The 18,820-nt window shown below is 62.7% G+C and carries 12 protein-coding genes and 2 pseudogenes; 3 read left to right on the top strand and 11 right to left on the bottom strand.

Going from position 1 to position 18,820, the window contains the following annotated elements:
* The first annotated feature begins 152 nt into the window (after nt 1-152).
* Nucleotides 153-1,184: a nucleotidyltransferase domain-containing protein gene (locus KXD97_RS32930; protein ID WP_260758540.1), complete on the top strand. Its 1,032-nt coding sequence runs from the start codon at nt 153-155 to the stop codon at nt 1,182-1,184.
* Here the strand turns inward: KXD97_RS32930 and KXD97_RS32925 are convergent.
* The 8 genes from KXD97_RS32925 to KXD97_RS32890 all read right to left on the bottom strand — a co-directional run bounded on the left by KXD97_RS32925 (nt 1,181) and on the right by KXD97_RS32890 (nt 13,968).
* On the bottom strand, nt 1,181-1,642 hold the full coding sequence (locus KXD97_RS32925) for an HIT family protein (protein WP_260758538.1): 462 nt from the start codon (nt 1,640-1,642) through the stop codon (nt 1,181-1,183). The two genes, KXD97_RS32930 and KXD97_RS32925, sit on opposite strands and share 4 nt — an antisense overlap.
* Nucleotides 1,643-2,515: 873 nt before the next feature.
* The gene (locus tag KXD97_RS32920; RefSeq protein ID WP_260758537.1) at nt 2,516-5,452 is read right to left on the bottom strand and encodes a type I restriction endonuclease subunit R; all 2,937 of its coding nucleotides are present in this window, start codon (nt 5,450-5,452) and stop codon (nt 2,516-2,518) included.
* Nucleotides 5,452-6,687, bottom strand: coding sequence for a restriction endonuclease subunit S (locus KXD97_RS32915; RefSeq protein ID WP_260758534.1), 1,236 nt, complete (start codon nt 6,685-6,687; stop codon nt 5,452-5,454). The genes KXD97_RS32920 and KXD97_RS32915 overlap by 1 nt, the downstream gene beginning before the upstream one ends.
* On the bottom strand, nt 6,684-8,177 hold the full coding sequence (locus KXD97_RS32910; RefSeq protein ID WP_260758533.1) for a class I SAM-dependent DNA methyltransferase: 1,494 nt from the start codon (nt 8,175-8,177) through the stop codon (nt 6,684-6,686). The genes KXD97_RS32915 and KXD97_RS32910 overlap by 4 nt, the downstream gene beginning before the upstream one ends.
* A complete protein-coding gene (locus KXD97_RS32905) occupies nt 8,174-9,700 on the bottom strand; it encodes a class I SAM-dependent DNA methyltransferase (RefSeq protein ID WP_260758610.1) in 1,527 nt (508 codons plus the stop codon). Before KXD97_RS32905 ends, KXD97_RS32910 begins: the two co-directional genes overlap by 4 nt.
* 824 nt (nt 9,701-10,524) lie before the next feature.
* Nucleotides 10,525-12,309 carry a hypothetical protein gene (locus tag KXD97_RS32900; RefSeq protein ID WP_260758531.1) on the bottom strand — a complete coding sequence of 595 codons (1,785 nt, stop codon included), beginning with the start codon at nt 12,307-12,309 and terminating at the stop codon, nt 10,525-10,527.
* Nucleotides 12,306-13,409: a hypothetical protein gene (locus KXD97_RS32895; protein WP_260758528.1), complete on the bottom strand. Its 1,104-nt coding sequence runs from the start codon at nt 13,407-13,409 to the stop codon at nt 12,306-12,308. The genes KXD97_RS32900 and KXD97_RS32895 overlap by 4 nt, the downstream gene beginning before the upstream one ends.
* A 340-nt stretch (nt 13,410-13,749) precedes the next feature.
* Nucleotides 13,750-13,968, bottom strand: coding sequence for a hypothetical protein (locus KXD97_RS32890; RefSeq protein WP_260758527.1), 219 nt, complete (start codon nt 13,966-13,968; stop codon nt 13,750-13,752).
* Between the two features lie 591 nt (nt 13,969-14,559).
* On the opposite strand from KXD97_RS32890, the pseudogene istA (KXD97_RS32885) reads away from it, so the two are divergent.
* Nucleotides 14,560-15,399: pseudogene (gene istA, locus KXD97_RS32885) on the top strand (IS21 family transposase); the annotation flags it as partial.
* A 76-nt stretch (nt 15,400-15,475) separates the two neighbouring features.
* Here the strand turns inward: istA (KXD97_RS32885) and KXD97_RS32880 are convergent.
* Complete coding sequence (locus KXD97_RS32880; protein WP_073683274.1) at nt 15,476-15,814, bottom strand: DUF3024 domain-containing protein; 339 nt, start codon at nt 15,812-15,814, stop codon at nt 15,476-15,478.
* A 58-nt stretch (nt 15,815-15,872) separates the two neighbouring features.
* On the opposite strand from KXD97_RS32880, the gene KXD97_RS32875 reads away from it, so the two are divergent.
* Nucleotides 15,873-16,124, top strand: a complete 252-nt coding sequence (locus tag KXD97_RS32875) for a hypothetical protein (protein WP_260752518.1) — start codon at nt 15,873-15,875, stop codon at nt 16,122-16,124.
* A 318-nt stretch (nt 16,125-16,442) separates the two neighbouring features.
* Here the strand turns inward: KXD97_RS32875 and istB are convergent, their stop codons facing one another.
* Both istB and istA (KXD97_RS32865) read right to left on the bottom strand, forming a co-directional pair.
* A complete protein-coding gene (gene istB / locus KXD97_RS32870) occupies nt 16,443-17,234 on the bottom strand; it encodes an IS21-like element helper ATPase IstB (protein ID WP_073683276.1) in 792 nt (263 codons plus the stop codon).
* A pseudogene (gene istA / locus KXD97_RS32865) lies at nt 17,231-18,815 on the bottom strand (IS21 family transposase). The gene istB and the pseudogene istA (KXD97_RS32865) overlap by 4 nt, the downstream one beginning before the upstream one ends.
* Nucleotides 18,816-18,820 lie beyond the last annotated feature (5 nt).

The raw sequence follows: 18,820 nt of genomic DNA, 5'->3' as shown, positions 1-18,820 counted from the left end.
GGACCCCCGGTCACATGAGACGATACGCCGATTCTCGGCGACCGTAGATGCTTGTGAAAGCATCCATGCTGGTTGGTACCGCAATAGAGTAGAAAACGGGCCAACCCGCGGTACATGTAGGAGACACATGCTCGACAGCGACAGGTTCTGCCGTGAACCTGATTGAGTCAATCTCGCACCTTGGCCTGACGGGTTCCACACCAGGTTTGACCGCCTCCGCCGCTCGATCGAACGAGCTGATCGAACGCATGCGCAGCGGTCTGGCTGGGCACGGAGCCGACGGCCAACTGGACGTAGTTGCGTTTGGCTCACTGGCTCGTCGCGAGTACACCGACGCAAGCGACGTCGACTATCTGGTAATCGTCAACGCCATGCCCGACGATCCAGCGGCGCCCCGCGCCCTGGTGCAGAGGGTCAACGAGTTAATTGCCGCTGAGGCCGACTTCGCAAAAGCCACATCAAAAGCACCCGGTACCAGTGGGCTCTTCGGCACCGCGGCTGGGATCTTCGATATCGTCGATCAGGTCGGGCTGGAAGGCGACACGAACCACACTCACACCCGCAGAATGGAGATTGTGCAGGAATCGGTGAGCCTGCTCGACCCAGACCTACACACTCAAATTCTAAGCCGCACCATCCGTCGGTATCTCGCCCTCGTCGAGGCATCACCAGATCGCCCTCCACGATTCTTGCTCAATGACATGCTCCGCTACTGGCGGCAGATCACGATCGACTATCAAGCGAAAGCCCCCGCGCGTGGCCAAGAGCCTAAAGCCGTGTTGCGATATCTCAAGCTTCTGACCACCCGAAAGAATCTCTTCGCAAGTTCAGTCCTGCCGTTGATTGCTCCGCGCGACAACGCCATTCCGTGGAACGAATACCTCAACGAGGTCTACGCCCTTCCCCCGCTCGCTCGACTCGCCACCGTGACGCAGTCGGCGCCCGAGTACGTTCGAGAAGCTGTGCGGACGGTTTTCGAGACAATTGATCTCTTTGTGCAGCGCACCGACAGCAAGGAGAAACGGGCTCAGTTCGAGGCCATCACGTGGGAGTCCCGTAAGGACAACGCCGGCTACAACGAGATGAAGGAAGCCGCCAATCGATTACAGGATGCCTTCGAGAACATCTTCATGGGCGAGTGGACGGAGGTAACGACCAAAACACGCCGCTACATCGTCTTCTAGCGGTGTGCGGGCACTACCGTTTCGAATCCCTGTCGCAACAAATCGACGATCGTGATGCGATCGCCCGGTATCAGCTTGGAATGCGGATCGGCGTCCTCCCATGGGGCGACCCCAAAGTTAGCGTCAGTGACGCGGCGCGGAATTACATGAGCGTGCACGTGCGGGTCCTTGTTGCCCAGGATGGCAACGTTCACCCGGTCCACATCGCCCATCTTTCGCAGGACGACGGATGCCACCTGCAGATCCGCAATGAATGAAGCCATGACATCCGCGTCAGCTTGGTCGAAATGCTCCACATGCTCATTGAGACTCACGATCAGCCGGCCCGGGAATCGTGCATCGTCATACAACCCGACTCGGGACACACTGAGATCCGCAATCGGAGTCCACAGCGCAAACCCGCAGGTCGCGCATGCTGCTTGCCGCCCGTCAGGCGAGCCCATCAACAACGCTTCCACTCTTACGCATCCTTCATTTCGATTCCCATTGAAACCATAGGTACCGACAAGTTCGGGGTGCGGCACCATTGGTATCGAACATACGTTCGATACCAATGCGAAGTCAACATCCCCGTCCGGAAGATAACAGCTTGCGAACCGTACGTCTTCCGGCCAGCCGAACGCTGCCCGTAGGCTTCAATCTCTGGTGCCGCGGTAGCGGGCTCAGCCCCCGACTGCCAAGGATTCGTCCTAACCCCCACCACAACCTCCGCCGAACATTGTGGCCTTTCCGCCGACAAACTGAGAAACTATGTTTCCTAGTTTGAGGATAGAGGAGTTGACACCGATGGCCGCCTCGACACGCCAGACGCGTCGCGGCCCTAAGCCGAACCCGAACCGCGGCACTCCATCTGGCTACCGGATTGACGCTCGCACGCGTTTTGAGATGCAGATGGCCGCGGCCTTCGTTGGGACCCAATCGCTGCAGGACACCGTTGGCCTCGCGGTGGGCGAGTTTCTTTCCAGGATGCGTGGTGTTCCGGGGTTCTGCGAGGCCTTGCGTAACGCCGAAGAGAACCAACAACGGCGGGGGGGCGTCACGTCACTCGATGGGCCTAGTGGTGAAGCACCGAGCGAGCCGGACGGCCTCCAGTAGGGATCAGCCCCTCCGAGTGACATACCGATCGGGCGGAGCATTTCTGTACAAACCCCGGACCTGACGGTTTCGCCCCGACATCGCGAAGCTCGCCGAGTCTATGCCGGCCGTGAAGCCCAGTTTCGTGGCAAGCTCGTGTACCCGCCTCTTTCCGCTCACGTCGAACTCTTCACACCGCAGCATGTAGCTTGAAGCTGTCCCGTGGCGCCAACCCGACTGGCGCGGGCCGTGATGATTCAGTAATACTCACGCACGTATCCCAGTGCCTTCTCAAACACGTCATTGTCCCGAATCTTGAACTGCACGTAGAGCGTCTTACGCAGGGCTTGGCGTACTTCTTGGTCACCTCGGATGGTCGATTGCCAGCCGACAAACCGAACCCCGCGCACAACTTCATCGATACGGTTGACGATGTTCTCCACGATGATCGGGGTTTCGTCAGTCTTAAGCGCTTCAAAAAGTTCCGTCAGCGCTGCTTTGCCCTGCTCCTCTGGCGCGATTTCAGCTACAGCCTTCTCTGCCGCGACTGCATCTTTGGCCAGTTCCAAGAGCTCGCGGAGGAAATCTAGGCTGGATTGCTGTATGCCCGAGTACTTTTCGCGCAGTGCATTCAGGCGCTGCCCTAACTCGATAAAGACCGGATTATTGAGATGGCGAGCAATCCGAGCCGTGATCTGCTTCTCGATCTCCTTGATCGGGATGTCTTTCCGCTTTCCCGTCATCAAGTCCTCGATCGTCGGCGCGTCGAGCACGATGGTCTCGTCCCCTTCGGGGATCTCAACCTGAATACTTTCGTTGATCAGTTCAATTGTCTTGGCACCCAACGCGTGCCACACAAGTCTCCCCGTGATGTCGGCCGGCCGTACCGACTCATACACATCAGTGAGCCATCTGTAGTCGTCGCGGAATGCCTTGAGCATCGGATCGGGACTGAGCGCCTCCCACAACTGTGACACCACGCTATATGCGAGCCCAAAGGCATCCTTGGTGGCTTCATCCGCGATTGCAGCTTGCGCCTGGATCAGCCCTTCGTACCCACCCACGGAACGGTCGACCCCTGGAAAGAATGCGACAGCGGCCGCCATTGCGGGGGCCAGTTGATCCTTCAGTTCCTCAATGTTGCTGACGACCTTCTGGATTGCTGCCTCGTCGAACGCGAGAGACTTGGCGACGTCGTCAAAGATGCCGAGGTAGTCCACGATTAGGCCGTGGGTCTTGTTGGGCGGGTAGACGCGGTTAGTGCGGGTGATGGCTTGCAGGAGCGTGTGCTCCTTGAGCGGCTTGTCCAGGTACTGCGTCTGCAGGATCGGGGCATCGAAACCGGTGAGCAGCTTCGCGGTGACGATGATGATCCTCAGCGGATCAGTCGGGTCGTTAAAGCGGGCGACGACTTGTTCCAGTTCCTCAGCACCGGGCGTCCACTTCGCCCACGCTGCCGGATCGGTGCGTGACTTCGACATGACGATGGTGGAAGCCTCGTCCGGAAGCATGGTGTCGATGGCCTCCTTGTAGGCCACGCATGACGCTTTGTCGTAGGCGACAAGCTGTGCCTTGAAGCCTTCGGGCGAGACCTTGGTGGTGAAGTGCTCGACTACGTCGGCGGCAATATGGCGGATGCGGTCGGGCGCTTTGATGAGCACCTCGATGGAGGCCGCCTTCTTTGAGAGCGTGATCTTCTCGCCCTCGGTCAGATTGCGTTCGGTCGCGAGCTCCTCGAAAGCGGCGTCGATCTTCTCCCGGTCGAGATGGATCTCAGACAGGCGCGGCTCGAAATGCAGAGGGAGAGTGGCGCCGTCGCGGATGGAGTCTTGGAACGTATACCGCGACAGGTAGCCGCCCTCGTCTTCTGGAGAGCCGAACCACATGAAGGTATTGCGGTCGCGTTTGTTGATCGGCGTACCGGTCAGGCCGAACAAGAATGCGTTGGGCAGCGCCTCGCGCATCTTTTGTCCATAGTCGCCTTCTTGGGATCGGTGGGCTTCGTCGACCATCGCGATTATGTTGTGACGGTCGTCGAGCACGCCGTCGGTTTCACCGAACTTGTGGATCGTCGTGATGATGATCCTGCGCGCCCCCTGGCTGAGCAACGTCTGCAGCTCCTTGCGGGAGTCCGTCGACACGAGTCCGGGCACGTCGGAGGCGTTGAAGGTCCCGGTGATCTGGGTGTCGAGGTCGATGCGGTCGACGACGATCAGGATCGTCGGGTTGGTCAGCTCGGCCATCGCCCGGAGCTTCAACGCGGTGAACACCATCAGCAGTGACTTGCCTGAGCCCTGAAAGTGCCAGATCAGTCCCTGCTTGGTCTTGCCATGCAGTACGCGCTTCACGATCAGGTTGGTCGCTTGGAACTGCTGGAATCGGGCGATGACCTTGATCTTGCGGTGCTTGGAGTCGGTCGCATAGATGGTGAAGAACCGCAGGAAGTCCAGCACCGCCGCCGGCTTGAGCACACCGTTGACTGCGTCCTTGACGACCTCGAGTCCGACCTTGGCCGGCGCGTTGGGGTCCGTCTCCTCCTCGCGCCACGGACCCCACAGTTCCACCGGCATCCCGACCGTGCCGTAGCGAAAGTCCTTCCCCTCGGTGGCAAACGAGAACACGTTCGGCACGAAGAACTGCGGCACGCTGGCCTCGTAGTCGTCGTGCACCTGCGCTGCTCCGTCGATCCACGAGTACGCCGCCCGGATCGGGGTCTTTGCTTCTCCGACGACGAGGGGAAAACCGTTGCACCACAACACCAGATCGAAGCGTTTGTTGACCCGCCCGATCTGGAAGGTCACCTCGGTCGAGATCGCCCACTGGTTCGAGGAGTCTTCATCGGGATGGTCGAGGTCGATCAGGCGGACCGTTGTGTGCTCACCGTTGGGACCGAACGGCATCGACTTGTGCCCGGTCAGCCACGCCATGAACTCCTCGTTGGCGACGACCGGATGCGGAGTCGTGCGCGCCGAGATGAGGATCGCCCGCAACGTGTGGATGACCTCATCTGCCTTACGCGGGTCAGCTTCGATCTCGGGGTTCAACCGGATCAGTGCCGCCTTGGCCGCGCCCTCCAACAGCGCCTCGTCGGTGCGTCGCGGCAACTCGTTGCCGGGCACGAACGGGATGTCGGTGGACTGCACCAGGTCGCGGACGAAATCCCGGACGGAGTTCGCCTCGTTGAACTGAGCCATCAGTTGCCCCCGAATATCTCGGCAAGCATCGAGTCCCGAACCGTGCCGACAGCGTCAGATTCTTCCGTCAACGCGTCTACTAGCGTCGAGATCACTTCGAGGTGGGACAGGATTTCCCCCTGTTCCTCTAACGGCGGCAACGGGAAATCGAAGTTCTCGACGTCCGTCTTTGTGATATTCGGGTCCTTTCGAGAACTCGCTGCTACCCTGCGCCATTTGGGTCGACCAGCCTTCAGAACTTCGTGCAAGAATCGAGCGTCTACTTCAGGCCGCAAATCGAGTACTGCACTGACAGCTTGATTCGTTGCAGCGTCGACGCCAAGTCTTGCGGTTCGACCGATCTGGCCGAACCCTCCGTACATGGCCACAAGCACGGTGCCGGCAGGAACAACTTTTGCGGACGTCTCGGCTACCGCGACTTCGGTGATCGTTTCATCGGTTTCCGTTAGCAGATCCTCGTTCAGGTCGAGAGTCTTGACCCATCGAATCTCACCGCCATCGAAATACCTTCCTTGCTTTGACCGACTCGGGGTGGCCCCTGAGCGCACTCGCCCAACCGACGCAATAGTCTCAGCCGTCCATCCGTGGGGAACGTCGTCAGTCCACGAGTTCACACATTCCGGGTGGAGCTCGGCAGCGAACCATGCGCCTCGCGGGCCGACAGTAAGAAGCGCGAGACGCGCCAATTCAAACTCCGTCAGCGTGGTTTGAAGGAGGTCCTGCAACTCGCGACGATGGAGCTCGATGGCCCATAGAAGTTCAGCGATGCGTTTCTGCTCGTCGAGGGGTGGGAGATCGAACACGAAGTCGGCGAGGTCGCGCCAGTTGGTACGGGGCGACAGGGAGCCGGCTGACGTGCCCAGGGCGTGGTCGAAAAACTCGTTCGACTGGACGAGGAACGGCAGAAATTCGCCGAGCATCTGGTTCTCGTCGGCCTCGAAGGTGTAGATGTCGCCGGAGCAGATGGCGTCGAACTCGGCGTAGGCGACCTTCCGCTGGTAGGCGCGACGCTTGCCGAACAGCGTCTGGCCCGGTTTCATGCGCCGTGTGAAAGTGGTGCCGTCCTCGGATGATCCCCAACGGCTGATCTTCAGCTCACCTGGGTCCATGTGCTCCATCGCGATAATCCGGTCGATGCCGGCCTCATCGGGATTCCGCACAGTCTCGTTGACGTTGCGCACGACATCGCCGAAGGTGACTCGCTTCCAGGCCGACTTGTCGAGGTTGAGACTCACACCGCCACCGCCGTCCGGAGCAGGGCAAGTACCTCGTCCGTGGTGGTGTCGGATGCCTCGGCCGCGGCTCGCCAGTCTGCGACGGCATCGACAACCTCGGCCTGCTCGCCCGCGCCAGCAGCCTTGGCTCCCGCTACGTAAAGCGGGATCGCGAGGCTGTGGCCCTTGCCTGCGATCTCATCCAGCGTCGCAACGGCTGCGAACTGCTCGATGTCGGTGAAGCCGCGGTAGGCGTCGAGAATCTTCTGCTGGTGGCTGTCGCGAAGGAACGACTGCGCCTGCTCTCGCGCTACCTCGTTGACCGCGTTGATGAACAACACCTTGCCGCTATGCTCGGCGGGCTTGTTAGCGCGCAGCGTGACGACGACGGCTTCCATCGGGCTGTTGTAGAACAGGCCCGCGCCCAAGCCGAGGACGCACTCGACAAGGTCGGACTTCACCAGCGCCTCGCGCATCACCGCCTCCTCACGACGGAAGAGCACTCCGTGGGGGAAGAGGATGGCGGCGCGGCCGGTCGTGGGATTGAGGCTCTTGGCGATGTGTTGGAAGAAGGCGTAGTCGGCGCGGCCCTGCGGCGGAATTCCCCACATGTTGCGGCCGTAGGGGTCCTTGGCAAAGGCCTCGCGGTTCCAGGCCTTGATGGAGTACGGCGGGTTGGCGAGCACGACATCGAAAGTCTCAAGGGCGCCTTTTGTGTTGAGGAACGCCGGCCGGGTCAGGGTGTCGCCGTGGGTGATGTGGCCGTCGGTTATGCCGTGCAGGAACAGGTTCATCCGCGCGATCGCCGAGGTGCCGTAGTTGATTTCCTGGCCGTAGAGCCGGACGCTGCGCCACTCCTCTCCGTGGCGTTTGAGCTCGGCGACGGTGGAGATGAGCATGCCGCCGGTGCCGCAGGTCGGATCGTATATCGACTCGCTGGGCTGGGGTTCGAGCATGAGGGTCATCAGATGCACGAGCGTGCGGTTGGTGTAAAACTCCTGGGCGGTGTGGCCGGAGTCGTCGGCGAATCTCTTGATCAGGTACTCGTAGCCGTTGCCGAGTTCGTCCTCGGGCAGGTTTCCAATCGACAACGTTTTGGTGGAGAAATGCTCGATCAGGTCCGCCAGGGTGGGGTCGGGCAGGAGGTTCTTATTGCCCCAATCCCCGTCGCCGAAGACACCAGGCAGGGTGTCCGGGTTGGCGGATTCGATCGCCCGCATCGCTTGGAGAACGGTCACGCCGATGTTCTCTGTGACAGAGCGGATGTCGTCCCAGTGGCAGCCGTCGGGGATGGCGAAGCGGTGGTTCTCCGGGAGGTCGGCGAATTCCTCGTCTCCGTAGGTCTCCAACGCGGCGCCGTGCTCCTCGTCGTAGACGTCGGAGATCCGTTTCAGGAAGACGAGCGGGAAGATGTACTGCTTGTAGTCGCCGGCGTCGATGAGGCCTCGCAGCACGATGGCCGCACCCCACAGGTAGGACTCCAGCTCCCTTTGGCTGATCTGCTTTGTCATGCGCTCAACCCCCACTTGGCCAGCTCCGCTTCCAGTGCCGCGCGAGTCTTCGTGGCCCGGGCACGGGCGTTTTCGAGGTTGGCGAGTGCTTCGGCGAGTGTCAGCTTCTCGCCGGTCTCTGCGGGGGTGACGTACAGCGGGATACTCAGGTTGAATTCGTTAGCTTGGATCTCATCAAGGCCAACGACGCGGGCACGACCGTCGATATCCGCAAAGCCCTGGTATGCCTCGAATAGCGCCTGGGAGTGCTCGGGCTCCAGGCTGTTCTGGCTGCGGCCCTTCTTCATCAGGTTCTCGCCGTTGATGAAGAGGACCTTGCCCTTGCAGCTTGCCGGCTTGTCGTGGCGAAGGATCAGCACACACGCAGCAAGACCGGCGCCGTAGAACAGGTTCGGGGCAAGTCCGATGACCGCCTCGATTCTATCGGCCATGAGCACGTGGGCTCGGATACGCGCTTCGGCGCCTTGGCGGAACAGGGCGCCCTGCGGGAGGACCACAGCGACTCGTCCAGTTTTGGGGTCGGCGGAGGTAAGCATGTGCTGAATCCAGGCCCAGTCGGCGTACCCCTTCGGGGGGACGCCGCCGAGCTGGTTGCGGCCCCACTTGTCGCTCGCCCACTCGGCCTCGCCCCAGTTCTTCAGTGAGAACGGCGGGTTGGCGACGACGCAGTCGAACTGGGCCAGGTGATTCCCGGTGTAGAACGCCGGGTTGCGCAGGGTGTCCTCACGAATGATCTTGAAGTCTTCCACGCCGTGTAGCAGTAGGTTCATCCGGGCGATCGCGGACGTCGCCAACACCTTCTCTTGTCCATAAAGCTTGCCCCACAAGGTTTTAGGACTGCCGCCGACCGACTTCACGTGCTCGATGACCTCGATCAGCATGCCGCCGGTCCCACACGCGGGATCGTAGATCCTCTCACCCTCCTGCGGATCAAGGATGTTGATCAGCAAGCCGACCACCGAACGCGGTGTGTAGTACTCGCCCGCTTTTTTGTTCGACTGGTCGGCGAACCGCTTGATTAGGTACTCGTAGGCGTTGCCGAACACGTCGGGCGCGACGTTCCCGTTGGACAGTGTCTTCGTGGAGAAGTGTTCGACTAGGTCGGCGAGCTTGCGGTCGGGAAGCTTGTCCTTATTGGTCCAGTTCGCGTTGCCGAAGATGCCGTACAGCGTTTCGGGGTTGGCCTTCTCGATTTCTCGGAACGCGGTCTGCAGCGCGCTCCCGATGTTCTCGGTGTGGTTACGCACGTCGGACCAAGCATTGCCGTCGGGGATGGCGAAGCGGTGATTCTCGGCGAACGCCGCGAATTCATAATCTCCCCCGGACTCGGCGAGGGACTCCGCGAACTCCTCTGCGTACACGTCACTGATCCGCTTGAAGAACATCAGCGGAAAGATGTAGGCCTTGAAGTCCGCCTGATCAATACTCCCGCGCAGCAAATCAGCCGCTCTCGCGAGGTACTGCTCAAGCTCTGGCAGAGTAATGAGATCAGGCGCCAACGTACCCCCTATGTTCACGATCATCATGAGCGCTGCCACCGACAGAGGTAGCAAGGCCTACACGTTAGAGAACTCGAACGTGCGTGACCACCAAACGCAGGAGCCGACACAGCGGTGCAATCGGTTCTTGCAAGCGTTGTCGTAGAGGCGTCCAGGAATTATCGCCAAGTGCCACTTGATGACACTCCGGGTGTGAGCGTCAGGACTTCCGCGGTGGTCTACCGAATAGCAATCGAAGCCAGCACTAGCTTGGCGGCTCACGGGTCCTGCGCCGTGGACGCCTGGCGCTCATCGAGCGTCAAGCGCCTGACGCGCCCCCGGCGGCGCGGCGTCGTCGCCGCGTTGCGGTCTCGATGAGGAGCTAGCGCCGGTACTGCCATACCCGTGGCGCGACCTCGCTTCAGGGACTTACGCAACCAGGTCCCCAAACACGATCTAGCACACGTCATCGGACCTGCGGACGCTCCAAACACAAAGGTCACGACCTCTTTCGAGTTCGTGACCTAAGCGCCGCGGTTACGTAGAACCGCTCGTGGTGGGCAGTTCAGCTGTGCTGGTCAGCATGGGTTTCTGCGGCCGCTTCCACTGGGTTATACGGGTTTTTCCACAGCTTTTCCGATGCGCAAAGGCCGGTCTGCCTACGGCCTCTTTATGCCTGGTGTGCCCCTCGGGGGGCCGCGGGATCGGCTGCTTGTCGGATGCTGAAGAACGCGGGCCGACGTCGCGTTGCCGGTTCTGCCCGGAGTTGCTGTATCGCGGCCGAAATTTCCACAATCTTTCCGGCGGTAAGCACACCGATAGGAGGGCTGACCGAAGGAGCCAGCCCGCTTACCTGCGAGAAGGGTTTGTCAGCTGCGTCGGGGCATCGGTGTGGGTTGGTGTCCGAGGTCGGCGGCAAGTTGGCGCAGCCGGATGTCGATGGCTTCGGTGCGCCCCATCCTGGGGTCGTGGTTCTGTTGGGCGCGGATGTTGACGGTTGCGGCGGCCAACGCGATGGCGATCTTGATCATCGGCGTCCTGCGTGGCCCGGTAGTCAATGAGTCCAGGCCGGCGACGTGGCGAGACTTGAGCTGGCTGAATCGTTGTTCGGTGAGTGCTCGCGCGGCTTCGAAGTAGAGGGTGTGCTCCCAGGAGCCGGGGACGAGGTCCCACTGGGCCATCTTGAGCTGGCCATCGGTGAGGTAGACCGTGATGCTGGAGTTACTGCAGCACGCCATAGCGTCGGCAGGCCAGTCCGGTTCGGCCATCGGCAGCCCGATGACCTCGGTGTGCATCGATTCGGGTTTATGCGGGCACATGACGGTCCCCAGTGCTGCCGGGCAGACTTGCCGGATCTTGACCCGCTTCGGAGGTGTGGCGGCGATGGCTGGCCGACCGAATCGGCAGTCAGTCATTACCGGTCTTGAATGCAGCCCCATCAGGAAGGGATAGATGGCTTGCAAGCGGCGATCGTGGGCTCCGAAATTGTCCTGTGCAAGGAGTTCTTCGGTGCTGGGAGTGCGGTGACCGGTGATCCGTTTGATCACCGCAGGACAGTAGAACGCGCCGGCGTACTGCAGGGGTCCGGGTTCGGGTCCGTCGGGTGCGCCCGGCGGTGAGGCGCTCGGGTACTCGACTGTCCAGTGTTTCGGGTAGCGCACCACCGGTGAGAAGCCGTGTTTGAGCATCAGTTGCGCGAACCCGTTCTTGGGGTTGTAGCCCATGTCGGCGGTGAGCAGCGGTCGCCGGGATCGGCCGCTCCTACCTTCGCGGCGGCCATCGACACCGTTGCGGCGAGCGTGGGTCAACGCGGTCGCTAGGCCCTCGACGCTGCCGCTGGTCGGGGCGTGGACGTCCATACCGACGAACAGGGCGGGCTGGGCGTGCAGGGCGTCGCGGCGCGCGACCCGGGACACGAAGGTGGCTCCGATGCCGAATCCGCTGGATTTGATCTCTCCTGGGATGCCGGGTTGTTTGATTTGGCCGCGCTTGTCGCGGGCCCAGTACCGCGCTACCGAGGATGCTCCGCGGTAGCGCTCTGGACGGGTGCCCAACATGCCGTCGGGTGCCGCGGTGTTGATAATTGTTTCGTCGACAACAACGTCGCCGTGGCAGTCGGGTGGGGCAACGGTCCTGATCGACCCGTAGAGCAGATCGTTGATCACTGCGGTCAGTCGTTGATTGGCCGCGGCGCTGCGGGCATGGTCCTCGGGGCTGCGGGCGTGTAGGCGGGCGGTGTATTCGGCGTTGGTCATCCGCCGGGCGGGCAGATCTGAGTCAGGGTCCAGGGGTTGCATGCGCAAGCTCCAGAACCGGTGGAAGCGTTTGTACTCGGTGTCTGCCATGGTGCTGATGGCGGTGCAGTCTTGTCCTGCCATGCCGACCGCGACGAGCTGATTGGCGCTGAATTCGCCGAGGGTGTCCATGGTGCCCCGCAGACTGTACGGGCGCCCGATGATGAATCGCACAAGCAGCGCGACGAGCACCCCGGTCACGGTGTAGGTAATCCCTACGGGCTTGCGGCCGCCCGGCTGTGCGGTGTGGCGGTAATAGTCTTCGATGCTCTGTGCTGCAACGGATTTCACGATCGTCTCCAGCGCAGTGGCGAATACATCGTCGGCGATCGTGCACAACTGCTGTCGGTTCCGGATCATCGCCGTGCCTCGTCGAGGATGGTGATGGCGTGGCGCAGCTTGTACTGTGTCACCAGGCTGCGTTCATCGACGAGGATCCGCAGTTCGCACAGGTCGGCGAGTTGTTGCAGCAGTACTGCCGGGATGCGTTCGGCCAGATCCAGCACCCACCGATTCCGCAACGCAATCGGATCGATGGTGGGGTGGCCGTGGTTGCGCAGTTGCTCACCGACCCGGTTGACGATGTTGCGCTCAGCGGCAACGGCGTGTGGGGCCAAGATGAGGCGGTCGCCGAGGCCTGCCGCAAGTCCCACGAGCCGGGCACCGATCTCGCGGTCCCAGACCGGCACCTGGCGCACACCTCCGCCAAGATTCGGCAACGCCACAACCGCGACTGCACGACCGTCGACGGTGGTGGTCGTGATCGCGGTGCCGCGCAGGCTCCGGAAGTCCGCCGGCCGGGCGCCTGCACCGTAGCTGAGGTCTAGCAGTGCTTGCGTCCGTTGTGATAGGCGTGCCGGCAGCCGAGGGATCAGCGTCCGCAGGCGCGCGATCTCGGCATGGCTAGCCACCGGATGCCGATGCCGCGCAAGCGCATTCGTACCGATCTTGGCTGGGAACTGCTGTGGATGTAGACGACGGCCCGTCCGGTACAGGATGTAGCGGCGCTGGTCAGCGGATCGCTTGCTGGCGGTGGCAGTGGCGGCCAGGTGTTCGTCGACGTTGGCCCTGGTAAACGCCCGTACCGGGTCGACCACATCGCCGAACGCCGCCCACACCAAGAAACGAGCTACGTGTCCGACATCTTTGCGGTCTTGTTCGGCGCTGGTGAACGGCACCTGACACCGCAGGGTCGCGGCCGCCGTGATCGCTGCGCGCGCCACCTCCGGATCGTCGGCACCGACGGTCTGGCGCAGCAGTGTGGCCAGCCGGTCATGCTCCGACGGTGGCAGCGCGGGAAGCTCCCTCACCGCGGATTGAGCGACGAGCATTGTTGCCTTCGCCGCTGACTCCGCGGCGGGACCGTGAGCAGCCGCCTGAGGGCTGACCGGTGGGCTGGCCGCGATGGTCATCTTCTTGAACCGCGCCATCAGCGGGCCGTCCTCGCCCCGATTGACCAACAGTCGCAAGCTGGTCGGCCTGCACGGTTTCGGTTGGGCGTCTTCACGCCTAGCCACCTCGGCCCCAGGATTCGGTCGAGACAATCCGGCGTGGACGGTTGACAGGTTTGTTCGTGCACGGTGGAATACACCTATCCCTCCTTGAGGGGTCTAGAGCCGAGAGACTCTTGATGAACGCCGAAGCTGGGTTGCCCCCCAGCTTTTGGCATTTCTGGGCTCGGCACAGCCGAGAAAGGTGAATGTTCGCGTTTCGGCGCGAGAACCGTTCTAAGAGCTACCTATTCGGGCGTCCTCCCCTTGATTGTGGTCATCGTGCAGCGGTCCATTGAAGCGGCGCCGTCTACGCCTCGTCTGCCGGTGCCGGCGAGTCCGCGGCAGTGCCCTGCGCGAAACAGGTATCTGTTTGGTCAGGCAGTGCTCCGCCGAGGAGACGCTCCCCCGTCTGGGACAGCGTCAGACCTTGGGCATCGGCGTAGTCATAGATTCGGGCGGCCAGCTCGGGGGTTAAGCTGAACTCCACGCGCACGCGCTCGCGGCGTTTCATTACCGGTCGAGCCATGGAAACCACCTCTGCTGTGGAGGTCCGGATCACTCCGGAGGAGGCCGAAAGATCTCGTGGCGCGAATATAGCCGAACTTTGGCTGCACCCGTTTCCGGCAATATCGATCGGCACTGTAATCCGTTGCTTCTCAAGAGCTTTGGGTCATAAATCGGCATCCAAATTTCGAGTGCCGACATATGTACAAGCGTTGTGCGCAAACACTTTTCATGCGCGTTTCTGTGGATTGACTGCTTGTGCGCGCTGCACGGCATCTGTGCCTTCGACAGAAAGAATCGTCCTTCGGCGTGTCGCCTACCCGTAGGCTGTGGTCGCGGCAATTCAAGATGCACGGATGCCTACGCCATGGAAAACAAGACTGCCGTCGCCTCACCGATCTGCAGGACAAAGCATTTAATTTGGCGAGCAACACGTCACCCCGTGCTACCGCCACGCGCCGTCCGCGATCGCCGGATCATCAACATCGGCTGCAGCCGTCGCCGCCCTGACGAGATCCTCTGTCGGCGTCGCCTGAAAACTAACCCCGTGTCGGCGGGTGAATTTTGACCCCCTTCGTCTGAGTCTCGGCTTACGAGCCGAGAGGAGAAGGGAGTGTTGTCAGTGGAGGATTGGGCTGAGATCCGCCGGTTGCATAAGACCGAGGGGTTGCCGATCAAGTTGATTGCCAGGACGTTGGGGATCTCGCGCAACACGGTGCGGGCGGCGGTGGCCTCCGACGGGCCGCCGAAGTACGTGCGCAGGCCGGCGGGGTCAGCGGTGGATGCGTTCGAGGACGCGATCCGGGCGCAGCTAGCAGCGGTGCCGACGATGCCGGCCACGGTGATCGCCGAGCGGGTCGGCTGGACGCGGGGCATCACGGTGTTCAAGGAACGGGTCCGGGAGCTGCGCCCGGCGTATCTGCCCCCGGACCCTGCCGGGCGCACGTCCTATGACGCCGGGGATATCGCGCAGTGCGACCTGTGGTTCCCACCCACGACGCTTCCGGTCGGCTATGGGCAGACCCGGACCGCGTTGCAGTTGCCGGTGCTGACGATGGTGCTGGGGTACTCGCGGTGGCTCTCGGCGATCCTGATCCCGTCGCGGCGGGCCGAGGACCTGTTCGCCGGCTGGTGGAACCTGATCGCCGCGCTGGGTGCGGTGCCCCGCACCCTGGTCTGGGACGGCGAGGGCGCGGTCGGGCGGTGGCGAGCCGGAAGGACCGAACTAACCCGGGACTGCCAGGCATTCCGCGGGGTCCTGGGCACCAAGGTCATCGTGCTCAAGGGCGGAGAGCCCGAGCACAAGGGCATCGTCGAGCGCAGCCACGACTACTTGGAGAGGTCGTTTCTGCCGGGTCGCAGTTTCACCGGGCCCGGGGACTTCAACTATCAGCTGCAGAAGTGGCTGAATGTGGTCAACACCCGTCGGCGTCGCGTGTTGGGGTGTGCGCCTGGCAATGTCAACTTGTAGTGGCCCCACTGTGACGGCCAGTTTCGGCCCCACTTCGCGGTGCGTTGGGGGTTGGCGTTTAGCCCCAGAAGATGCCTGAGGGGTTGTGGTCGATTTCGGTGAGCACATCGTGGATGTGCGGTGTGGGGTCGATCATGTCGTAGCGGTGAAATTTGAGGTGTCGGTCTCGCCAGTACAGGGTCCAGGTGTTGGTGGTGGCGGTGTAGCGCAGTCGTGCGATCGGGAAACTGGTCCAGTCCGGACCGTAGTCTGCGCGCCACGGCGCTCGTCGTTCGACGATGGTCAGGTGCCGGGCAGCGACGTCGCATTCGACGCGGACTTGGTGACGCGCATGTTCGGGCACTCTGGCCGCGCACCACTGTTGCACGCGTGCGACATCGAGTTCGGGTAGGGCCATCGGGTCACCACCGGGGCGAGTTGGTGGCGGCGGTCAAGGTGTCGTAAGCGGTGTCGAGTTGGCGTTGACGGCGGCGGTTGGGTTCATGATTGGACTCGGCAGCCACCGCATCGATCAGATCATCGAGTTCGTCGCCGGTCATCGTGAGGTGAAGCTCGCCACCGTGGGCGAACACCGCGAAAACCGCTCTCTGACAGTCGCTGTCGAGGAAGGGCAGGGTGCGCAGGATCGCTGCGGTGTCAGCGTCGATGGGAATGTCGCGCAGCGGTTGGGCTGCGGTCAGTTGCTGGCGACGCAGATCGTAGATTGATGCTGCCCAGTTGCTGATGGTGCCGTCGTCGCCACAGTGGCTGCATTGCCAGCCGATGGGTTGCTCAGCATCGCCGCGGACGACCGTGATGCGGCCCGGGCAGCGGCGGTTGGCGGGTCGGCGCCGACACGGCAGCGCGGTTTCCCACCGGGTGTGAGCGTCGCCGGCCGATGCTGCGGAAACGATGCTGCCCAGGTGCTCGGCGAGCGCACGGGCCGGCCCGGGGTCTCGGGGCCCACGTCGAGGAAGTGCTGCAGATCGGCGACCAACATGACCTGGTCACTGTATCGGCTGCAGGCAGCATCAGCGGCGTGTGAGTTACTGCGCGGTGCTGGTGCGGCGGGTGCGGGCATGGGCGAGTCGGTAGGAGGTGGTGCCGGTTTCGATGATCTGCCCGGCGAAGGTCAACCGGTCGACGATGGCCGCACACAGTCGCGGGTCGGTGAAGGTCTTGGTCCACGCGGAGAACGGCTCGTTGGACGCGATCGCCACCGAGGCGCGTTCCTCGCGCTCGGTGAGCACCTGGAACAGCAACTCCGCACCGCGGCGGTCCAATTGCAGATAGCCCAGCTCATCGATGAGCAGCAGATCCACCCGACCGTAGCGGGTGATCAACTTACTCAGGTGGGCCTCGTCGGCGGCCTCGACGAGTTCATTGACCAGCTTGCTGGCCAGGGTGTAGCGGACGCGGTAGCCGGCTTCGGCGGCGGTGGTTCCCAATCCGATCAGCAGGTGAGTTTTGCCGGTCCCGGAGTCGCCGATCAAGCACAAGGGTTCCCCGGCTTTGACCCAGGCGCAGGTGGCCAGGGTGCCGATGACTGCGGGGTTGATCGCGGGGTTGGCCTCAAAGCTGAACTCGTCGAGCCGCTTTGGCCGAGGGAACCCGGCGTCATGAATGCGGCGCTGCGCCCGGCGGCGATCCCGGTCCTCGCATTCGGCGATCATCAGCTCCGATAAGAACCCCAGATAGGACTGCTGTTCACGTTCGGCCGCGGCGGCGATCTCGGCGAAGCGGTCACGGATGGTGGGCAGCCGCAACATCCGGGCACCTTGTTCGATGGCCGCGACCGCGGCCTGATCGGTGACGGTGTGACGTGTCGTGTTGGTCATGAGCTCTGCTGACCCAGCAGAGTGTCATAGTGGGCCACCGACGGCAACGGCCGCTCGTCGGCGATCAGGCGGTGCCCAGCCAGCCGGAGCACCTGGGTGCCGTCACAGCCGGGTGCTGAACCGAGGCCGGCGCGCTGTTCGGCGGCCCGGCGGGCTTCCAGCGCCACCACATCGGCATTGACCGAGCCCACCGACAGCGCAGCGCTGATACCGGCCAGCACATCAGCGCGGTCGAGGTGACGGTGCAGCAACAGGACTTCAACCAGCACACGCGTTCCGCCAGCATCCCCATGAACCCGCCGGGCTGCAGTCCACCACGCGTCGTGTTCGGCGGTGAACAGTTTGGCCGCCCGCGCTTGAGCCAGTGCGGTGGCCCCCGGCAACGCGCCGGGTTTGCGGGCCAGGATCTCCAGATAGTGGTCCAAGTCCAGCACCTTGGTGCCTTTGCCGACTGCCCGGGGATGACGTGCCACCACCGTGGTGCGGTCATACACGGTGACATGCGACGCCGACAGTTTCACCCGCACCCGATGCCCGATGAACCGGGCCGGCACCGAATACTGATTGCAGCGCACCATGATCTGGGCGTACCGATCCACCCGCGGAGTCAGCGTCAACGCCGTCTCAAACGGCTGATCAGCAACAGGCTGCAGGAACTGCCGCTCGGTTTCCCAGTCCTGGCCAACACTGTTGGCGCGGTCGGCGATCCGACGACGATCGTCGGCGTCGTCAGCAGCGGCCAACAACGCGTTGAGCTCGTCGCGGGGAGTCCACCACCGGCATCGGCACGCAGTGATTGCGGCGGAACCGGCCACCTTCGCCTTCGACGCCGCCCTTTTCGTGGCTGCCGTCGTGACCGGGCTGGCAATACCACGCTTCAAAGCCGTAGTGCGAGCGGAACGCGATCCAGCGTTCATTCTCCTGACGGGACCGTCCGAACAACACCTGCTTGACCGCACTATTGAGATTGTCGTAACGGATCTTGTCAACCGGCACCCCGCCCAGGCGGTTGAACCCATGAACGTGGCCCTCCAGGAACGCTTCCTGGCCCTGGGTGGCGAACGCCCGATGCGCTGCTCGACCCGAGAACGACAACCGCATCGTAAACAGTGCGGTCTTGGTTTTCACCCCGGCCAGCACCACCCACAGATCGTGGAAGTCGACCTCGGCTTCAGCGCCCGGGCGGTAGGTCTGCGGCACAAATCCCGCCTCCAGCGCCCGGCCCGCCTCCGCAGCGATCTGCGGGCGACGTTTGCGGATGTGGTCGCGCACCGTCGAATACGACAACCCGGCAGCGTCATGCTCATCGACCAGCCGCGCCAACACCCGTCGCGCGGTATGGCGTTGCTTTGTCGGGGCATCCAGATCCGAACGCAGCATCTCATCGATGGCCGCCTTGAACGGCTCCAACCGCGGCGCCGCTCGCGGCCCGGTCTTGCGCGGCGGCGGCACCGCCGAATCCAACGCTTGGCGCACCGTGCGTCGATGCACCCGGTACTTATCTGCCAGCGCCCGGATCGACAAACCCTCAACCCGACGATCCCGGCGGATCGCTGCGAACTGCTCCACCCGTGTCCTCACCTTTC

The organism is Mycobacterium sp. SMC-8 (assembly GCF_025263565.1).
In the GTDB taxonomy this organism is placed as follows: domain Bacteria; phylum Actinomycetota; class Actinomycetes; order Mycobacteriales; family Mycobacteriaceae; genus Mycobacterium.
The sequence above is the reverse complement of the archived record's forward strand: the minus strand, read 5'-3'. Positions and strand labels throughout refer to the sequence as shown.